Source organism: Flavobacterium bizetiae (genome assembly GCF_902804475.1).
Taxonomy (GTDB): domain Bacteria; phylum Bacteroidota; class Bacteroidia; order Flavobacteriales; family Flavobacteriaceae; genus Flavobacterium; species Flavobacterium bizetiae.
The window spans coordinates 126,223-142,853 of the sequence record NZ_CADCSU010000087.1 but is presented as its reverse complement, the minus strand read 5'-3'; the positions used below and the strand labels follow the sequence as shown (position 1 = coordinate 142,853).

The window sequence follows — 16,631 nt, the reverse complement described above, 5'->3', positions numbered from 1 at the left end:
GATAATCGTATCTTTGTTTTAGGTGGCTTTTTTGTTCCATATTTTTTGATTAAAATTGCACCTTTATTTTTCAATCAAAAAAAGTCTTAAAATGAGGCAATAATTGCCCTTTTTTACCCACATATATGAGTCTAGTAAAATTATCCATAAAAGGAATTTCATACAGTCAAACTCAAAATGGCGCTTATGCCTTAATTTTGAACGAAGTTGATGGCGAACGAAAATTACCAATAGTTATTGGCGCTTTTGAAGCCCAGTCAATTGCTATTGCCTTAGAAAAAGAAATAAAACCTCCTCGCCCATTAACGCACGATTTATTCAAAAACTTCGCTGAGAGATTCGATATTGTCGTAAAACAAGTCATTATTCACAAACTTGTAGATGGCGTTTTTTATTCGAGCTTAATTTGCGAAAGAGATAAAATCGAAGAAATTATCGACGCCAGAACATCTGATGCAATTGCATTGGCTTTACGTTTCAACGCTCCGATTTTTACTTATAAAAATATTTTAGACAAAGCTGGTATCTATTTAAAATCGAATACTGCAGAAACTGATCAGGGTTCTCAGGAAATTGATGATGTACTTTCTAATCCGGAAACTTTTGGCCATGAAGAAGAAAGCAATCAATCCGGAGATGTTTACGCAAAACATAGTTTACAGGAATTAAATGAACTTTTAGATCAGGCTGTTTCGCAGGAAGACTATGAAAAAGCCGCAAAAATCAGAGACGAAATCTCTAAAAGATAAATCATTGTTTAATCGTTGGTTTGTTTATTCGTTAAATCGATTAAACAATTGAACGAATAACCGAATAAACAAAAAATGAAACAATATTTAGACTTGGTAAAACACGTTTTAGAAAACGGTAATCAAAAAGGAGACAGAACAGGAACAGGAACCAAAAGTGTTTTTGGTTACCAGATGCGTTTTGATTTAAGTGAAGGTTTCCCAATGGTTACAACCAAAAAATTACACTTAAAATCGATCATTTATGAACTGCTTTGGTTCTTAAAAGGTGATACGAATATAAAATATCTTCAGGAAAACGGAGTAAAAATCTGGGATGCCTGGGCAGATTCTAATGGAGATTTAGGTCCTGTTTACGGACATCAATGGCGTAATTGGAATAGCGAAGAAATTGATCAGATTTCTGAATTAATTACAGAACTAAAAACAAATCCAAATAGCCGAAGAATGTTAGTTTCGGCTTGGAATCCTTCAGTATTGCCGGATACAAAAAAGTCATTTGAAGAAAATGTTGCAAATAATAAAGCAGCCTTACCTCCTTGCCATGCCTTTTTTCAGTTTTATGTAAGTAGTCCTGATCCTGAAAAAGGAGAAACAAAAGGAAAATTATCCTGCCAGTTGTACCAGCGAAGTGCTGATATCTTTTTAGGAGTACCTTTTAATATTGCATCTTACGCGTTATTAACGATGATGATTGCACAGGTTTGTGATTTAGAATATGGCGAATTCATCCATACGTTTGGAGATGCGCACATTTACAACAATCACTTCGAGCAATTAGAATTGCAATTAACACGTGAGCCAAAACCATTACCAAAAATGATCTTAAACCCAGAGATTAAAAACATTTTTGATTTTGATTATAATGACTTTACACTTGTAGATTACGAACCGCATGCGGGAATAAAAGGAAGTGTTGCTGTATAAATTATAAAAAAATCCGCTTAAAAATTTAAGCGGATTTTTTTATACTGTCTTTTTATACTACTAACACACTATTTTCACTTCCTGCAAAATCATTCCATTTATAAGAATCTGCTTCAGGATCATTTACATAACTTCCGTCAATTACGTACTTAAACTCGTAAATTGCATCTTTAACCAAGTCGTAAGTGGCCTTAAAAGTGCCATTTTTCAACTTACTCAAAGTTCCTTCCTCAACATTCCAGTTGTTAAAATCGCCAACAACCGCTGCCGAACTTGCGTCTTTAGCATCTATAGAAAATGTAACTTTAACTACCGGCTTCGTTTTAATAAATTGTTTCTTTAAAGACATAACTATTTAGTTTTTAGATTCATAGACTAAATTACACAAATTCAGATGAATTTTCGATACCTTCACAACCGATTTATGATAATATCAAAAACCGAATATTTTTTTACCTATTTAATAATTAAATCTGCTTAAAATTTTGGATTTCAAACTCTCAGCGCATTTAAGGAGAAATATTCCAGCATCTAAATACGGTCATTAGAAAATAAATTTTAACTTTATAACCTCATTTATATCTTATGGAAAAAGAAGTGCACGAACAATACGAATATGCCAGAAGAAGACTTAGACAAAAGAAGATTCTATACTTTCATTTTGTGCTTTTTTTACTGGGAAGTTTATTTTTATTTATTGCCAACAGATTTTTCGGTTTTGGCGCTAACACAGAACAAAACTGGTGTGTTTGGGGAATTACGATATGGTTCTTTATCTTTATTTTGCATTTTATAAAGGTATACATCACAGACAGGTTCATGAATAAAAAATGGGAAAGAGAACAAATTGACAGACTTGTTGGTTTACAACAAAAAAGAATTAGTCAATTAGAATCCAGAATAATTGAGGATACCGAAAATAAAATTTAGTTACTAGATTGCTATGATTATAATGATAGCGGCTGTTGCCGAAAATAACGCACTTGGAAAAGACAATGAATTAGTTTGGCATTTACCAAATGATTTTAAAAGATTCAAATCGCTTACAACGAATCATCATATTATTATGGGAAGAAAAACTTTTGAAAGCTTCCCGAAACCACTTCCAAACAGAGTTCATATTGTAATAACACGCCAGAAAGATTATCATCCGGAAGGCTGTATTGTAGTAGATAGCATCGAAAAAGCCATTGCTGCCTGTCCTGAAAACGAAGATTCGTATATTATTGGCGGAGGCGAAATTTACAATCTAGCCTTACCTTATACTGATATTATAGAAATAACCAAAGTTCACCATACTTTTGAAGCGGATGCTTTTTTTCCAAAAATTAATAAAAGTGAGTGGCAGCTTGTAGAATCTGAAGAAAATTTTAAAGATGAAAAACATCTTTTTGACTACACTTACGAAACATACATTAGAAAATAATAAAACAAAAAAAAACATCCTCTTGTGAAGGATGTTTTTTAAAACGATTGATTTTTAAATCTGACTCATTCGAGTAATAGCTTTGGAAAAAAAATCACAAATGTTAAGAAACATTTGAATAACTGAATAACATTTAATGTTAAATGAGAACGAATCTCAAAGTGCCTTTAATAACAAATACCACTAAGATATTAAAGGCAAGAAAATTAAAATTTCCAAAAACAAATTTAATCCTAAGAACGTATTTCGCGCTTTAAAAAGAGTATTGGCCCCAAGAACAATACTTTCAAAGCTACTTACAAGAACAAATGAAATTACCAAGGCGAAAAAAATATTCATTTGATTCAAGTCATTAATTCAATCAATCATTAAAATTTTATCTTTTTAACTGAAGCAAAGTTGGCCATAAAATCTATGTCCCACAATACCCACTTTTAGTGATTTTTTCAAAATACCCACTTTTGGTGATGGTCAAAAATCCGGCATCCATCAACAATTAAAAGCCTCCTGCTAAAACAATTAATTTACAATTTCAAAAACTCAATTACAGTTAAGTCAGATTGTATTATATTTGCGTAAATAAAAAAAATGTCTGAAAAAATAACCCCATATAAAGACTCTTCTTTAGGTAAAAAAGAGCAAGTTGCCCAAATGTTTGATAACATCTCAGGGAACTACGACAATTTAAATCGCGTAATTTCATTTGGAATCGATATTAAGTGGAGAAAGAAAGTATTAAAAATAGTTTCGGATAAAAAACCAAAAGTCATTCTTGATATTGCTACAGGAACTGGTGATTTGGCTATTTTAATGGCACAAACAAATGCAGAAAAAATTATTGGTCTTGATATTTCTGCCGGAATGCTGGAAGTTGGAAAAAAGAAAATCGCAGAAAAAGGATTATCGAATTTAATTGATATGGTTTTGGGAGATTCTGAAAAAATACCTTTTGAGGACAATTATTTTGATGCTATAACGGTGGGTTTTGGAGTGCGAAATTTTGAGCATTTAGAAAAAGGATTTGCTGAAATTTTAAGAGTTTTAAAACCTAATGGCGTTTTTGTAATTCTTGAAACTTCTGTTCCGGACAAAACACCTTATAAACAAGGTTATAAATTTTACAGCAAAAACATACTTCCTATTATTGGAAAATTGTTTTCTAAAGACAATTCTGCTTATGGTTATTTGTCTGAATCTGCTGCTGCTTTTCCTTACGGTGAAGCGTTAAACAATATTTTGAGAAAAATTGGGTTTATAGATGTTGTAGCTATGCCTCAAACTTTTGGGGTTGCCACCATTTATTCTGCATCTAAAAAATAGTATGAAAAAAACTGTAGTCTTACTTTTATTAGTCTTAACGACAAACGGATACTCTCAATTTGCTAAAAGCATGTTCAGCAAGGATCCCATTATAAATCTTGAAAACTGGCAAAAACAACGCTTGTATTTTGGATATTATTTAGGTTTTAATAGTTTCGATTTTAAATTTGACTACAAAACTCCCGGTCCGGATATTCAGGTAAAAAAGACTACTGGTTTTAATGTAGGTGTTGTAGCCGATTTAAGATTACAGGAATACATTAACCTGCGTTTTGAGCCAGGTTTGTATTATACTAAGCGTGATTTGTATTATCCAAATCAACCTTTAGAGAAAGATTATTTAAGAGAAGTAAACAGTACTTATATTCACTTTCCTTTATTATTAAAGTTTTCGTCTATGCGTACCGGAAACATTCGCCCTTATTTAGTAGGAGGAATGTCTACAACGCTAAATTTATCCAGCAACGCAAAATCTAAAGACGATAACTTTGAAGGAAAGTTTAGAACAAAACAATGGACCGCAGCTTACGAAGTAGGTTTTGGAATTGATTTCTTCTCTGAATACTTCATCTTCTCTCCTTCCATCAGAGGTATGTTTGGTATTACGAATGAATTAATTCATGACAATCCAGCAAAAGGACCTAGCCCATGGACCGATAATATCGATTCTATGAAGTCAAGAGCTATTTTAATTAATTTTACTTTTCATTAAAACAAATTCTTAACTATTTCGTTTAAACTCACTAAGAATAATTGCTGTTGCAGTAGCTACGTTTAAACTTTCGGTTTTTTGCAGCTCTCCAAATCTAGGAATTGTGAGTCGGCTTGTAATTATTTTTTCAATTTCTGATGAAATCCCATTCGCCTCATTACCCATAATAATGATTCCGCTTTGAGGTAAATTAGATTGATAAATGTTTTCGCCATCCATAAAAGTTCCAAAAACAGGAATATTAGCTTCAGTAATAAAAGTTTTCAAATCAACATAATTCACATTTACTCTGGCAATAGACCCCATAGTTGCCTGAACTACTTTTGGATTATAAATATCGACAGTTTCTTTAGAACAAATAATTTGTTTGATACCAAACCAGTCACACAGACGTAAAATCGTTCCTAAATTTCCGGGATCACGAATATCGTCGAGAGCTAAAATCAAACCCGAACTGGTTATTTTATTTTCTGATGGAATTTTAAAAACCGCCAAACATGAATTTGGAGTTGATAAGGCACTAATTTTTTTAAGTTCCTGCTCATAAATAAGCGTACGTTTTGAAGAATGAACTTCTTCAAAATCATTTAGAGTCGTATATAAATGCTCTAATTCAAAATTGGATAACAACAATTCTTGAATTACTTTTACTCCTTCGGCGAAAAATAATTGATTTGCAAAACGTTGCTTTTTTTGATGTAAACTTGATATAAGTTTTATTTGGTTTTTACTAACCATAAAATAATGTACTTTTGAATTAAATATTTAAGAACACTTGAAAAAGAATTCCACAAAAATAACAGCATTTATTCTAATAGCAACATTTATTTGCGGTTGTAATGCTGTAAAAAGAGTTCCAGATGGAAAAAACCTTCTTGTAAAAAACACAATTCTCGTAAACGGAAAGGCTACGAACGATGAAATAGCGTCTAATCAGATGTATCAAAAACCAAATGGTACTTTGCTTGGGTATCGTTTACGTCTAAACTTATACAACTTAGCCAACTTAAATCCGGATTCTACTTATCAGGCAAAATTTAAGAATCATCCTGGCTTATACGAACGTCAGGCAAAAATATTATCAGCAAAGCAAGTAGATCGTCTTGGACAATCTTTTCTTTATAAAGGTATCCATGAATTCCTTAGAAATACAGGAGAACCTCCTGTTGTTATTGATACGGCAAAAACAAAAAAATCTCTTTTACGTTTAAAATTCTATTACTTTAATAATGGTTATTTTAATGTAGCAACAGATTATAGTATTGATAGTGTTGCCAGAAAAAAAGCCAAAATAAATTATCTTATTACAACTGGTCCGGCCTATACTTTAGATACGATTAAAACCAATATCAAGACTCCGGCTCTGGATTCTTTATACAGAACCAATAATGAACCTTCATTTTTAAAATCGGGAAAACAATATAAAACTGCTGATTTTGAAGATGAAAAAAATCGTCTTACTACCTACTTTAGAAATCACGGAGCTTATTTCTTTCAGCCTACTTATGTTACTTTTGATATTGACACCATTGGCAAAAAAAATAAAGCTGACGTAACTCTAATTGTTAACAACAACAATATTCAAGAAAGAGATTCAAGCAGAACAGAACCTTTTAAATTATACAAAATAAGCGATGTTAACATTTACACAGATTATTCTGCTGCAAATGCAAAAACAAAAATAACAGACAGTACGACGTACAACAACTTTAATTTGTACAGTCACAAAAAATTAAAATACAAACCTCGCGCTATTACTGATGCCGTTTTCATCAATAAAGGAGGAGTTTTTTCTGATACCAGAACAACACTTTCTTCAAGGTATTTAAACAACTTAAAAATCTTTAATTATCCTTCAATTCAATACGAAGTCGACAAACGCGACTCAACAGCACAATCTTTAATTGCAAATGTTTATCTAACACCAAGAAAGAAATATAGTTTTGGAGCTTCGCTTGACGTAACCCACTCTAATATTCAGGATTTTGGTATTGGAGCAAGTATTTCTGAAACGATTAGAAATGTATTTAACAGAGCTGAAACACTTGAAATTTCGGCGCGTTTAAATGTGGGTTCGTCAAAAGACATGGCCAATCCTAATGATAATTTCTTTAACGTATCTGAATATGGTCTTGATTTAAAACTGAACTTCCCTAGGATTCTATTGCCTTTTGGAACAGAGAAAATTATTCCAAAAAGGATGATTCCTTCTACAAGTATTGCTGCAGGTTTCTCTAAACAACGGAATATTGGTTTAGATAAAGAAAATTTTACGGGAGGTATTGCCTACAATTGGTCTCCAAAACGAAATAACACCGCAAAACTTGAATTGCTTAATGCACAATTTGTGCGTAATTTAAATCCAAGTAATTACTTCAGGGTTTATACTTCTTCATATAATGAATTAAATAATATTGCAGGAACTTATAATACTGTACCAAGCAATGTTGACAATGATGGAAACTTAACAATACCTGATGGAGCAAATAATTTTACGAAAGAAGTATTAGCCGACCAAACTGTATTAAGACCAGGAGATGCCGAATATAAAGACGTACAAAGCATAGAAGAAAGAAGAATTCGTTTGACAGAAAATGACTTTATTTTAGCAACAAGTTATACGTTTACTAAAACCACTAAAAAGGATCTTGCTGATAACACCTTTTATCAGTTTAAAACCAAAATAGAATCTGCCGGTACTTTATTATCTGCTATTTCAAGCATTGCAAAACTGCCTGAAAATTCGCGAGGCAACTACGAAATATTTAACTTAGAATATTCAGAATATATTAAAACCGAATTTGATTATATCAAACACTGGGATTTTGGAAAAGAAAAAGTATTGGCCGTAAGAAGCTTTTTCGGGATAGCCATTCCGTTTGGTAATTCAGATTACATTCCGTTCTCCCGAAGTTATTATTCAGGAGGTTCAAATGATAACCGCGCATGGCAACCTTACTCTTTGGGTCCGGGAAGCACGAACGCTGCGAACGATTTTAATGAGGCGAATATGAAGATTGCATTGAGCGCAGAATTTCGTTTTAAAGTTTTTGGAGATGTGAAGGGAGCGATCTTCGCAGATGCCGGAAATATCTGGAATGTGCTCGATAATGTCATCGACGAAAAGGCAAAATTTAACAACGTAAACGATTTAGCTGAAATTGCTTTAGGATCAGGATTTGGTTTACGTTACGATTTAAGCTTTTTTGTTATTCGTTTAGATTTAGGCTTTAAGACTTATAATCCGGCGCATGAGAAGGGAGACCGTTGGTTCAAAGAATACAATTTTGGCCATTCGGTTTTAAATTTTGGGATAAATTATCCTTTCTAATGCTAATTAATTCTTATTTTTGCAACCTAAAAACTAAAAACAACTAAAAAAAATTACAATGGCACACAATATTAAACCCGGAGTAGCTACAGGAGATCAAGTACAGGAAATTTTTAATTATGCAAAAGAAAAAGGTTTTGCTTTACCAGCAGTAAACGTTACTGGGTCTAGCACAATCAATGGAGTTCTTGAAACTGCAGCGAAACTAAATGCGCCAGTTATTATTCAATTTTCAAACGGAGGAGCACAATTTAACGCTGGAAAAGGATTATCTAACGCTAACGAGAAATCAGCAATCGCTGGAGGAATCGCCGGAGCAAAACACATTCATACTTTGGCAGAAGCTTACGGAGCTACCGTAATCTTACACACTGACCACTGTGCAAAAAAATTATTACCTTGGATTGATGGTTTATTAGATGCTTCTGAAAAACATTTTGCAGAAACAGGAAAACCATTATTCAGTTCTCATATGATCGATTTGTCTGAAGAGCCAATCGAAGAAAACATCGAGATCTGTAAAGAATACTTGGCTAGAATGAGTAAAATGGGAATGACATTAGAAATCGAACTTGGTATTACAGGTGGTGAAGAAGATGGTGTTGACAATTCGGATGTTGACAGTTCTAAATTATACACTCAACCAGAAGAAGTAGCTTACGCTTACGAAGAATTATCTAAAATTAGCCCTAAATTTACAATTGCAGCTGCTTTTGGAAACGTTCACGGTGTTTACAAACCAGGAAACGTAAAATTAACTCCAAAAATCTTAAAAAATTCTCAGGATTTCGTACAAGACAAATTCAAAACTGGTGCTAACCCGGTAGATTTCGTTTTCCACGGAGGTTCAGGTTCTACACTTGAAGAAATTAGAGAAGCTATTGGATACGGAGTTATCAAAATGAACATTGATACAGATTTACAATTTGCATATACTGAAGGAATTCGTGATTATATGGTTAAAAACATTGACTATTTAAAAACTCAAATTGGTAACCCAGAAGGTGCTGATGTTCCTAACAAAAAATACTATGACCCAAGAAGATGGGTACGTGAAAGCGAAGTGACATTCAATACAAGACTTGAGCAAGCTTTTGCTGACTTGAATAACGTAAATACACTTTAAATTTTAGACTTCTGATTTTAGATTTCAGACTTCTAAAAAAGCCTGAAATCTAAATTTTGAATCAGATTGAAAAATCTAAAATTTAAAATCTACATTCTAAAATTAAAAAAATGGCTTGGTTTAAAAGACAAGAAAAAGGGATTACGACTGCGACCGAAGATAAAATGGACGTTCCTAAAGGATTGTGGTACAAATCTCCTACTGGAAAAATTATTGATGCTGACGAATTAGCCAGAAACTTATTTGTTAGTCCTGAAGATGATTTTCATGTTAGAATTGGAAGCGCAACCTATTTTGAAATTTTATTCGACAATAATGAATTTGTTGAATTAGATAAAAACATGACATCAAAAGATCCTCTGCATTTTGTGGATACAAAAAAATATGCAGAAAGATTGAAAGATGTAATGGAGAAAACTCACTTAAAAGACGCTGTGCGTACCGGAGTGGGAAAATCTAAAGGAAAAGAACTTGTTATCTGCTGTATGGATTTTGCCTTTATTGGTGGATCTATGGGAGCTGTTGTTGGAGAAAAAATTGCCAGAGGTATTGATCATGCGATCAAAAACAAATTACCTTTTGTAATGATTTCTAAATCAGGTGGAGCTCGTATGATGGAAGCTGCTTATTCGCTAATGCAATTAGCCAAAACATCAGTAAAATTAGCTCAGTTAGCTGAAGCTAAATTACCATACATTTCGCTCTGTACAGATCCAACTACCGGAGGAACAACTGCATCATATGCAATGTTAGGAGATATTAATATTTCTGAGCCTGGAGCTTTAATTGGTTTCGCTGGTCCTCGTGTTGTTCGCGATACTACAGGAAAAGATTTACCAGAAGGTTTTCAAACTGCTGAGTTCTTATTAGAACACGGTTTCTTAGACTTTATCACGCCAAGAAAAGAATTGAAAGACAAAATTAATTTGTATATCGATTTGATTCAAAACAATCCTATTAGATAGTTTTAAACTTCTAAAAATATAAAAAATCCCATTGCTCCGGCAAATGGGATTTTTTTATATCTTTATTTTAAATCCATCTTCTATGACAAGACTTTTTATTGGTTTTTTAATTTGTTTACTCTTTTTGAATTGTACTAAAAAAGACGAGAAGATTGTTGAGAAAAACAAATCTTACATTATCTCTTATGAAGATGAAAAACTTGAAAAATATTACGATTCCATAAAAAAACACACTGACAGATTTGCCCTTCCTCCAAGAAAAGGCTTCTATGCCGAGAACCAATTAGTAATTGACAAAAAGGGAAATTTTTATTTTTATCAAAAAAGATATTTCCTTGAATTTTGTAGTTATGGCAGTGAAAAAGACACACTCCCTCATTTTCTTGATCTTCAACCAAAAGACATTGTTAAAATCCCTAAAACATGTTTAAATGATTTTTTATCAGAAAACATTTTAGACAAAGAGAAAAACAGACAAATATTAATTATTGCTTCTCAAAATGATACTATAAAAAACACTTCTTTTTTCAAGTTTATAAATAAAAACCAATTGCAAACATATCAAATCAGAAGAACCACCCAAGAAGAAGACACTGTTTTAAAATACAAAACCAATAGTGATTACTATTACTCTGATTCCATTAAATGGGATCGAAGCAAAATTAAGTTTCGAAATAAGAACTAAAAAAAAATCCCGAGAAAAATATTTCTCAGGATTTTTTTAATACCATATATTTTCTTAAAAAGTAAGTTGAAATTATTTAGCTAAAGCCAAATAAAACTCAACACAAAAAACTTAGAGACTTAGCATCTTAGAACCTTAGCTACTTAAGAGAAGCCATATCAATTACAAAACGATATTTTACATCACTTCTATTCATACGATCGTAAGCTTCATTAATATACGCCATATCGATAATTTCAACATCTGAAGTAATATTGTGTTCAGCACAGTAATCCAGCATTTCCTGAGTTTCTTTTATTCCTCCAATCAAACTTCCTATAATACTTCTTCTCTTCATGATTAGAGTAAAAACAGGGATTTCTGCCGGCGCCGGTGGAGCACCAACTACAATCATAGTTCCGTTTGTCGTTAATAAATTCAAATAAGCATTATGATCGTGTTTTGCTGAAACTGTATTCAATATAAAATCGAAACTATTCGCAAGAGATTCCATTGTTGCAGGATCTGAAGTTAAAGCAAATTTGTGCGCTCCTAATTTTTTAGCATCGGCTTCTTTTGAAGGAGAATGACTCAACATCGTAACTTCGGCGCCAAATGAAACGGCAAATTTTACCGCCATATGTCCTAAACCGCCAAGACCCAAGACTCCAACTTTATGACCTTTACCTACTTTTAGATATCGTAATGGAGAATAAGTTGTAATTCCGGCACATAATAATGGCGCAACTCCTTTTATATCCAATTTTTCAGAAACATGAAGCGTATAGCTTTCATCAACAATGATACTAGTCGAATATCCTCCACGAGTTGGAATATTAGTTCCTCTTTCTACACTATTATAAGTTCCTGTCATTCCTTCGTCACAAAATTGCTCCTCGCCTGACTTGCAACTAGGGCAAACTCTGCAAGAATCAACAAAACAACCTACACCGGCTAATTCTCCAACTTTAAACTTAGAGACTTCGCTACCAACGGCAACAATTCGGCCTACAATTTCATGTCCGGGAACTAAAGGATAATCAACAGGTCCCCAATCGCCTTTTGCGGTATGAATATCTGAATGGCATACGCCACTATATAAAATTTCTATCTGAACCTGATGAGCACCAACTTCTTTTCTTTCAAAAGTATAAGGTTTTAACGGATTTTCAGCATCATAGGCTGCATAAGCTTTTACTGGTATCATTTTATTGTTTTTTTTGAATTAAGCTATTAAAATTACAATAAAATTCAACATCAAAGTAAAAATTGAAGTTGCAATGGTTCTTTTTATTTAGGATTAGTTTTACATTCCGGTTCTAATCGCTTCGACCGGATCTAATTTTGCTGCTGAAATTGCCGGAAGAATTCCTGAAATTACACCCACCAAAATTGATAATCCAGCTCCGATAATGATATTCCAGAAACTTAGAACAAATTCAAAATCTAATAAATTAGTTAAGAGTATCGACATCAGCCAAACAATCAGCAAACCAATCATTCCGCCTATCAAACAAAGTATAACAGCTTCAAATAAAAACTGAAATAATATAAATCGATTTTTTGCTCCTAACGATTTTTGGATACCAATTAAATTTGTTCGCTCTTTTACCGAAACAAACATAATATTTGCTACACCAAAACCTCCTACTAAGAACGAAAAGAAACTTATAAATATTCCTCCAAATCTTAAACTTCCCAGAATTCCATCTACAAAATCAGTAAAACCCGAAAGTACATTAATAAAGAAATTATCAGACTCCCCTGCTTTCATTCCGCGAATAGCACGTAATTTCTGTGCAACTTCGGCTTTATAAGCCTCCATATCTACTCCTTTAACAGGCTTCAAAACAATAACCGGAGTCATTGCATCACTGTCACCATACATTCGACGTAAAAAATTGGTTGGTAAATAAACTGATGTATCATTACTATCGCCAAAAAAACCAGCACCTTGTTTTTTAATTACGCCAATTACGGTAAAACGCTGTCCGTATAAACGAATATTTTTTCCAATAGGATCGCTGGTCCCAAAAAGTCCTTCGGCTATATCATAACCCAGAACGATAACGGCGCTTCCTGAATTTGATTCGGATTCAGTATAAAATCTTCCTTTATCAAAACTCAACCCTTCGATATCGACCATTTCGCTGGAAGAAGGAACTATATTAACATCACTAACGGTTTTTGAATCGTATTTTAAAGTTTCATGTTTTACAAAAAGCTGGTAAGCGACCTGATCTGTATTATTAAGTGAATTTTTTAAACTTATATATTCGTCGTATTTTACATTTGGGAATTGCTCTCTTTTCCATTGTGGAATTTCAGAAGGCCCGAAGCAATATTTCATCAAATAAATCGTATTCTTATCTAAACTGCTTAAATCTTTTGAAATCTTTCTGTCTAAAGAATCTACCGCTGCCAATACCGCAATAATCGAAAAAATACCAATAGTAACACCTAAGAGTGATAATAAGGTACGCAATTTATTATTCCTCAAAGCGTTTATAGCAAAGCGGAAACTTTCTTTTAATAACCTTAGATAAACCAGCATATACGTGTATTTTTCATGAAAGTAAAATTCAATAAATTAAAATCAAAATCCTAATAAAAGTTAACTTACTCATCAGTAGATTTTTTTAGCATAATGTTACACTAATTTTCTTTAAATTAATATATAAAAAAACTACTTTTGCAGTCTGAAAAATCATAACTACACAATGAGCACAACTAAAACAATACAATCAGCATTAATATCTGTTTTTTCTAAGGATGGACTTGAGCCAATCGTTAGAAAATTACACGAGCAAAACGTAACACTTTATTCGACTGGAGGAACTGAAGATTTTATAAAAAATCTTGGAATTCCTGTAGTTCCTGTTGAAGATATTACTTCATTCCCTGAAATTCTTGGTGGAAGAGTAAAAACTTTACACCCGAAAATTTTTGGAGGAATTTTAAACCGTCAGGATAACGAAAGCGATGTTCAACAAATGAAGGAGTTTGACATTCCTCAGATTGATCTGGTTATTGTTGATTTGTATCCATTTGAAAAAACGGTTGCTTCAGGTGCAAGCGAACAGGATATTATTGAAAAAATTGATATTGGTGGAATTTCATTGATCCGTGCCGGTGCAAAAAATTTCAAAGACACTGTTATTGTAGCTTCGGTTAACGAATACAGCTTGCTTTTGGATTTAATTACTGAGCAAAACGGAGCAACAACTCTTGAAAATAGAAGATTACTTGCTACAAAAGCGTTTCACGTTTCATCTCATTATGATGGTGCAATTTTTAATTATTTTAATACTGACGAAACAATCTACAAAGAAAGCATTGCAGATGGTCAGGTTTTAAGATATGGAGAAAATCCTCATCAAAAAGGTTTCTTTTTTGGAGATTTTGATGGGATGTTCAAAAAAGTTCACGGTAAAGAATTATCATACAATAATTTATTAGATGTTGATGCGGCTGTAAACTTAATCAATGAGTTTAAAACTGACGGACCAACGTTTGCTATTTTAAAACATAACAATGCTTGTGGTTTAGCTTCAAGAAAAACAATTAGCGAAGCTTATTTAGCGGCTTTAGCTTGCGACCCAACATCTGCTTTTGGTGGAGTTTTGATTGCAAATACTAAAATTGATTTAGCTACAGCACAGGAAATCAATAAATTATTCTGTGAGGTAGTAATTGCTCCAAGTTATGATGATGATGCAATTGCCGTTTTACAAGAAAAGAAAAACAGAATTATATTAGTTCAAAATGAAGTTGAATTACCTTCAAGACAAGTAAGAACATGTCTTAATGGTTTGTTAATTCAGGACAGAAATAATATTACAGATACTAAAGAGCATTTAAAAACCGTTACCATTACTGAGCCAACCGCTCAGGAAATAGAAGACTTAATATTTGCTTCAAAAATTTGTAAAAACACAAAATCAAATACGATTGTTTTTGCAAAAAACGGAACATTAATTTCTTCAGGTACTGGCCAGACATCAAGAGTTGATGCTTTGGTTCAAGCTGTAGATAAAGCTAAAGCTTTTGGATTTGATTTAACCGGTGCTTCTATGGCAAGTGATGCATTTTTCCCATTTCCGGATTGTGTAGAATTAGCTAAAAAAGCAGGAATAACAGCTGTAATTCAGCCTGGAGGTTCAATAAAAGACGAATTAAGCATAAATTATTGCAACGAAAATAATCTTGCAATGGTATTTACAGGAACACGTCATTTTAAACATTAATTTGTTTAACTTTGTTCAAAATAATTTATAACATTTTAAACCCCTAAAAAACTTATGGGATTTTTTGATTTCATGACCGAGGATATTGCGATAGACCTTGGTACCGCAAACACTTTAATCATACATAATGATAAAGTTGTTATTGATAGTCCGTCAATCGTTGCACGTGACAGAATATCAGGCAAAATCATTGCTGTTGGTAAAGAAGCCAATATGATGCAAGGTAAAACGCATGAAAATATCAAAACCATAAGGCCTTTGAAGGACGGTGTTATTGCTGACTTTGATGCTTCGGAAAAGATGATCAACATGTTCATCAAAAGTATTCCTGCATTGAAAAAAAGAATGTTTACTCCAGCCTTAAGAATGGTAGTATGTATTCCGTCTGGTATTACTGAAGTTGAGATGCGAGCTGTAAAAGAATCTTGTGAAAGAGTGAACGGAAAAGAAGTTTACCTAATTCATGAGCCGATGGCAGCAGCAATTGGTATTGGTATCGATATTATGCAACCTAAAGGAAACATGATTGTTGATATCGGAGGTGGTACTACAGAAATTGCAGTTATTGCATTAGGCGGTATTGTATGCGACAAATCTGTTAAAATTGCAGGTGACGTTTTTACAAATGATATCGTTTATTATATGCGTACTCAACACAACCTTTTTGTGGGAGAAAGTACTGCTGAAAAAATAAAAATTCAAATTGGAGCTGCTATCGAAGATTTAGATGGTCCGCCAGAAGATATGTCTGTTCAGGGTAGAGATTTACTTACCGGTAAACCTAAACAAGTTGATGTTTCTTATAGAGAAATTGCAAAAGCATTAGACAAATCGATTCAGCGTATTGAAGATGCGGTAATGGAAACATTATCTCAAACTCCTCCTGAATTAGCTGCAGATATCTACAACACTGGTATTTATTTAGCTGGTGGTGGATCTATGTTAAGAGGTCTTGACAAACGTATTTCGCAAAAAACAGATTTACCTGTTTATATTGCAGAAGACCCGTTAAGAGCTGTAGTTCGTGGAACCGGAATGGCTCTTAAAAACATTGCAAAATTTAAAAGCATCTTAATTAAATAAGATTCAACCAATAATAAATATATTTTATAAGAGTTAAATTAATTGAATTTGACTCTTATAAAATTTGAAACTTAATAGCAT

Annotated in this window: 16 protein-coding genes; 12 read left to right on the top strand and 4 right to left on the bottom strand. The window is 32.9% G+C overall.

Annotated elements, in window-relative coordinates; translation table 11 throughout:
* Positions 1-125: 125 nt before the first annotated feature.
* Both FLACOL7796_RS11250 and FLACOL7796_RS11245 read left to right on the top strand, forming a co-directional pair.
* A complete protein-coding gene (locus FLACOL7796_RS11250; protein ID WP_042566126.1) occupies positions 126-749 on the top strand; it encodes a bifunctional nuclease family protein in 624 nt (207 codons plus the stop codon).
* A gap of 75 nt (positions 750-824) precedes the next feature.
* The gene (locus tag FLACOL7796_RS11245; RefSeq protein WP_173970881.1) at positions 825-1,676 is read left to right on the top strand and encodes a thymidylate synthase; all 852 of its coding nucleotides are present in this window, start codon (positions 825-827) and stop codon (positions 1,674-1,676) included.
* 52 nt (positions 1,677-1,728) lie between these two features.
* Here the strand turns inward: FLACOL7796_RS11245 and FLACOL7796_RS11240 are convergent, their stop codons facing one another.
* Complete coding sequence (locus FLACOL7796_RS11240; protein ID WP_173970880.1) at positions 1,729-2,025, bottom strand: isoamylase early set domain-containing protein; 297 nt, start codon at positions 2,023-2,025, stop codon at positions 1,729-1,731.
* 236 nt (positions 2,026-2,261) lie between these two features.
* Between FLACOL7796_RS11240 and FLACOL7796_RS11235 the strand changes: the two genes are divergently transcribed.
* The 4 genes from FLACOL7796_RS11235 (at position 2,262) to porT (ending at position 5,134) form a co-directional block, all read left to right on the top strand.
* Complete coding sequence (locus FLACOL7796_RS11235; protein WP_173970879.1) at positions 2,262-2,606, top strand: 2TM domain-containing protein; 345 nt, start codon at positions 2,262-2,264, stop codon at positions 2,604-2,606.
* A 13-nt stretch (positions 2,607-2,619) separates the two neighbouring features.
* Positions 2,620-3,102, top strand: coding sequence for a dihydrofolate reductase (locus tag FLACOL7796_RS11230; RefSeq protein ID WP_173970878.1), 483 nt, complete (start codon positions 2,620-2,622; stop codon positions 3,100-3,102).
* A gap of 588 nt (positions 3,103-3,690) precedes the next feature.
* On the top strand, positions 3,691-4,422 hold the full coding sequence (gene ubiE, locus FLACOL7796_RS11225; protein ID WP_173970877.1) for a bifunctional demethylmenaquinone methyltransferase/2-methoxy-6-polyprenyl-1,4-benzoquinol methylase UbiE: 732 nt from the start codon (positions 3,691-3,693) through the stop codon (positions 4,420-4,422).
* Between the two features lies 1 nt (position 4,423).
* Entirely contained in the window at positions 4,424-5,134 is a 711-nt protein-coding gene (porT, locus tag FLACOL7796_RS11220; protein WP_173970876.1) for a type IX secretion/gliding motility protein PorT/SprT, read from the top strand.
* Between the two features lie 9 nt (positions 5,135-5,143).
* Here the strand turns inward: porT and FLACOL7796_RS11215 are convergent, their stop codons facing one another.
* Complete coding sequence (locus FLACOL7796_RS11215) at positions 5,144-5,872, bottom strand: TrmH family RNA methyltransferase (RefSeq protein WP_173970875.1); 729 nt, start codon at positions 5,870-5,872, stop codon at positions 5,144-5,146.
* 37 nt (positions 5,873-5,909) lie between these two features.
* On the opposite strand from FLACOL7796_RS11215, the gene tamL reads away from it, so the two are divergent.
* The 4 genes from tamL to FLACOL7796_RS11195 all read left to right on the top strand — a co-directional run bounded on the left by tamL (position 5,910) and on the right by FLACOL7796_RS11195 (position 11,241).
* On the top strand, positions 5,910-8,465 hold the full coding sequence (gene tamL / locus FLACOL7796_RS11210; RefSeq protein ID WP_173970874.1) for a translocation and assembly module lipoprotein TamL: 2,556 nt from the start codon (positions 5,910-5,912) through the stop codon (positions 8,463-8,465).
* A gap of 58 nt (positions 8,466-8,523) precedes the next feature.
* The gene (gene fbaA, locus FLACOL7796_RS11205; RefSeq protein WP_173970873.1) at positions 8,524-9,591 is read left to right on the top strand and encodes a class II fructose-bisphosphate aldolase; all 1,068 of its coding nucleotides are present in this window, start codon (positions 8,524-8,526) and stop codon (positions 9,589-9,591) included.
* Positions 9,592-9,701: 110 nt separating this feature from the next.
* Positions 9,702-10,556, top strand: a complete 855-nt coding sequence (gene accD, locus FLACOL7796_RS11200; protein WP_173970872.1) for an acetyl-CoA carboxylase, carboxyltransferase subunit beta — start codon at positions 9,702-9,704, stop codon at positions 10,554-10,556.
* Between the two features lie 82 nt (positions 10,557-10,638).
* Positions 10,639-11,241 carry a hypothetical protein gene (locus tag FLACOL7796_RS11195; RefSeq protein WP_173970871.1) on the top strand — a complete coding sequence of 201 codons (603 nt, stop codon included), beginning with the start codon at positions 10,639-10,641 and terminating at the stop codon, positions 11,239-11,241.
* A gap of 139 nt (positions 11,242-11,380) precedes the next feature.
* Here the strand turns inward: FLACOL7796_RS11195 and FLACOL7796_RS11190 are convergent, their stop codons facing one another.
* Entirely contained in the window at positions 11,381-12,427 is a 1,047-nt protein-coding gene (locus tag FLACOL7796_RS11190) for an NAD(P)-dependent alcohol dehydrogenase (RefSeq protein WP_232067356.1), read from the bottom strand.
* A 99-nt stretch (positions 12,428-12,526) separates the two neighbouring features.
* Positions 12,527-13,774: an ABC transporter permease gene (locus FLACOL7796_RS11185; protein ID WP_173970870.1), complete on the bottom strand. Its 1,248-nt coding sequence runs from the start codon at positions 13,772-13,774 to the stop codon at positions 12,527-12,529.
* Between the two features lie 166 nt (positions 13,775-13,940).
* Between FLACOL7796_RS11185 and purH the strand changes: the two genes are divergently transcribed.
* Complete coding sequence (gene purH, locus FLACOL7796_RS11180) at positions 13,941-15,467, top strand: bifunctional phosphoribosylaminoimidazolecarboxamide formyltransferase/IMP cyclohydrolase (RefSeq protein ID WP_173970869.1); 1,527 nt, start codon at positions 13,941-13,943, stop codon at positions 15,465-15,467.
* A 54-nt stretch (positions 15,468-15,521) separates the two neighbouring features.
* Positions 15,522-16,550 (top strand): rod shape-determining protein, encoded by a 1,029-nt coding sequence (locus FLACOL7796_RS11175; RefSeq protein WP_007804822.1) that lies wholly within the window; start codon positions 15,522-15,524, stop codon positions 16,548-16,550.
* Positions 16,551-16,631: the final 81 nt, after the last annotated feature.

Coding starts and splice junctions, on each gene's coding strand:
- FLACOL7796_RS11250 (WP_042566126.1), top strand. CDS start 126: ATGAGTCTAGTAAAATTATCCATAAAAGGAATTTCATACAGTCAAACT.
- FLACOL7796_RS11245 (WP_173970881.1), top strand. CDS start 825: ATGAAACAATATTTAGACTTGGTAAAACACGTTTTAGAAAACGGTAAT.
- FLACOL7796_RS11240 (WP_173970880.1), bottom strand. CDS start 2,025: ATGTCTTTAAAGAAACAATTTATTAAAACGAAGCCGGTAGTTAAAGTT.
- FLACOL7796_RS11235 (WP_173970879.1), top strand. CDS start 2,262: ATGGAAAAAGAAGTGCACGAACAATACGAATATGCCAGAAGAAGACTT.
- FLACOL7796_RS11230 (WP_173970878.1), top strand. CDS start 2,620: ATGATTATAATGATAGCGGCTGTTGCCGAAAATAACGCACTTGGAAAA.
- ubiE (WP_173970877.1), top strand. CDS start 3,691: ATGTCTGAAAAAATAACCCCATATAAAGACTCTTCTTTAGGTAAAAAA.
- porT (WP_173970876.1), top strand. CDS start 4,424: ATGAAAAAAACTGTAGTCTTACTTTTATTAGTCTTAACGACAAACGGA.
- FLACOL7796_RS11215 (WP_173970875.1), bottom strand. CDS start 5,872: ATGGTTAGTAAAAACCAAATAAAACTTATATCAAGTTTACATCAAAAA.
- fbaA (WP_173970873.1), top strand. CDS start 8,524: ATGGCACACAATATTAAACCCGGAGTAGCTACAGGAGATCAAGTACAG.
- accD (WP_173970872.1), top strand. CDS start 9,702: ATGGCTTGGTTTAAAAGACAAGAAAAAGGGATTACGACTGCGACCGAA.
- FLACOL7796_RS11195 (WP_173970871.1), top strand. CDS start 10,639: ATGACAAGACTTTTTATTGGTTTTTTAATTTGTTTACTCTTTTTGAAT.
- FLACOL7796_RS11190 (WP_232067356.1), bottom strand. CDS start 12,427: ATGATACCAGTAAAAGCTTATGCAGCCTATGATGCTGAAAATCCGTTA.
- FLACOL7796_RS11185 (WP_173970870.1), bottom strand. CDS start 13,774: ATGCTGGTTTATCTAAGGTTATTAAAAGAAAGTTTCCGCTTTGCTATA.
- purH (WP_173970869.1), top strand. CDS start 13,941: ATGAGCACAACTAAAACAATACAATCAGCATTAATATCTGTTTTTTCT.
- FLACOL7796_RS11175 (WP_007804822.1), top strand. CDS start 15,522: ATGGGATTTTTTGATTTCATGACCGAGGATATTGCGATAGACCTTGGT.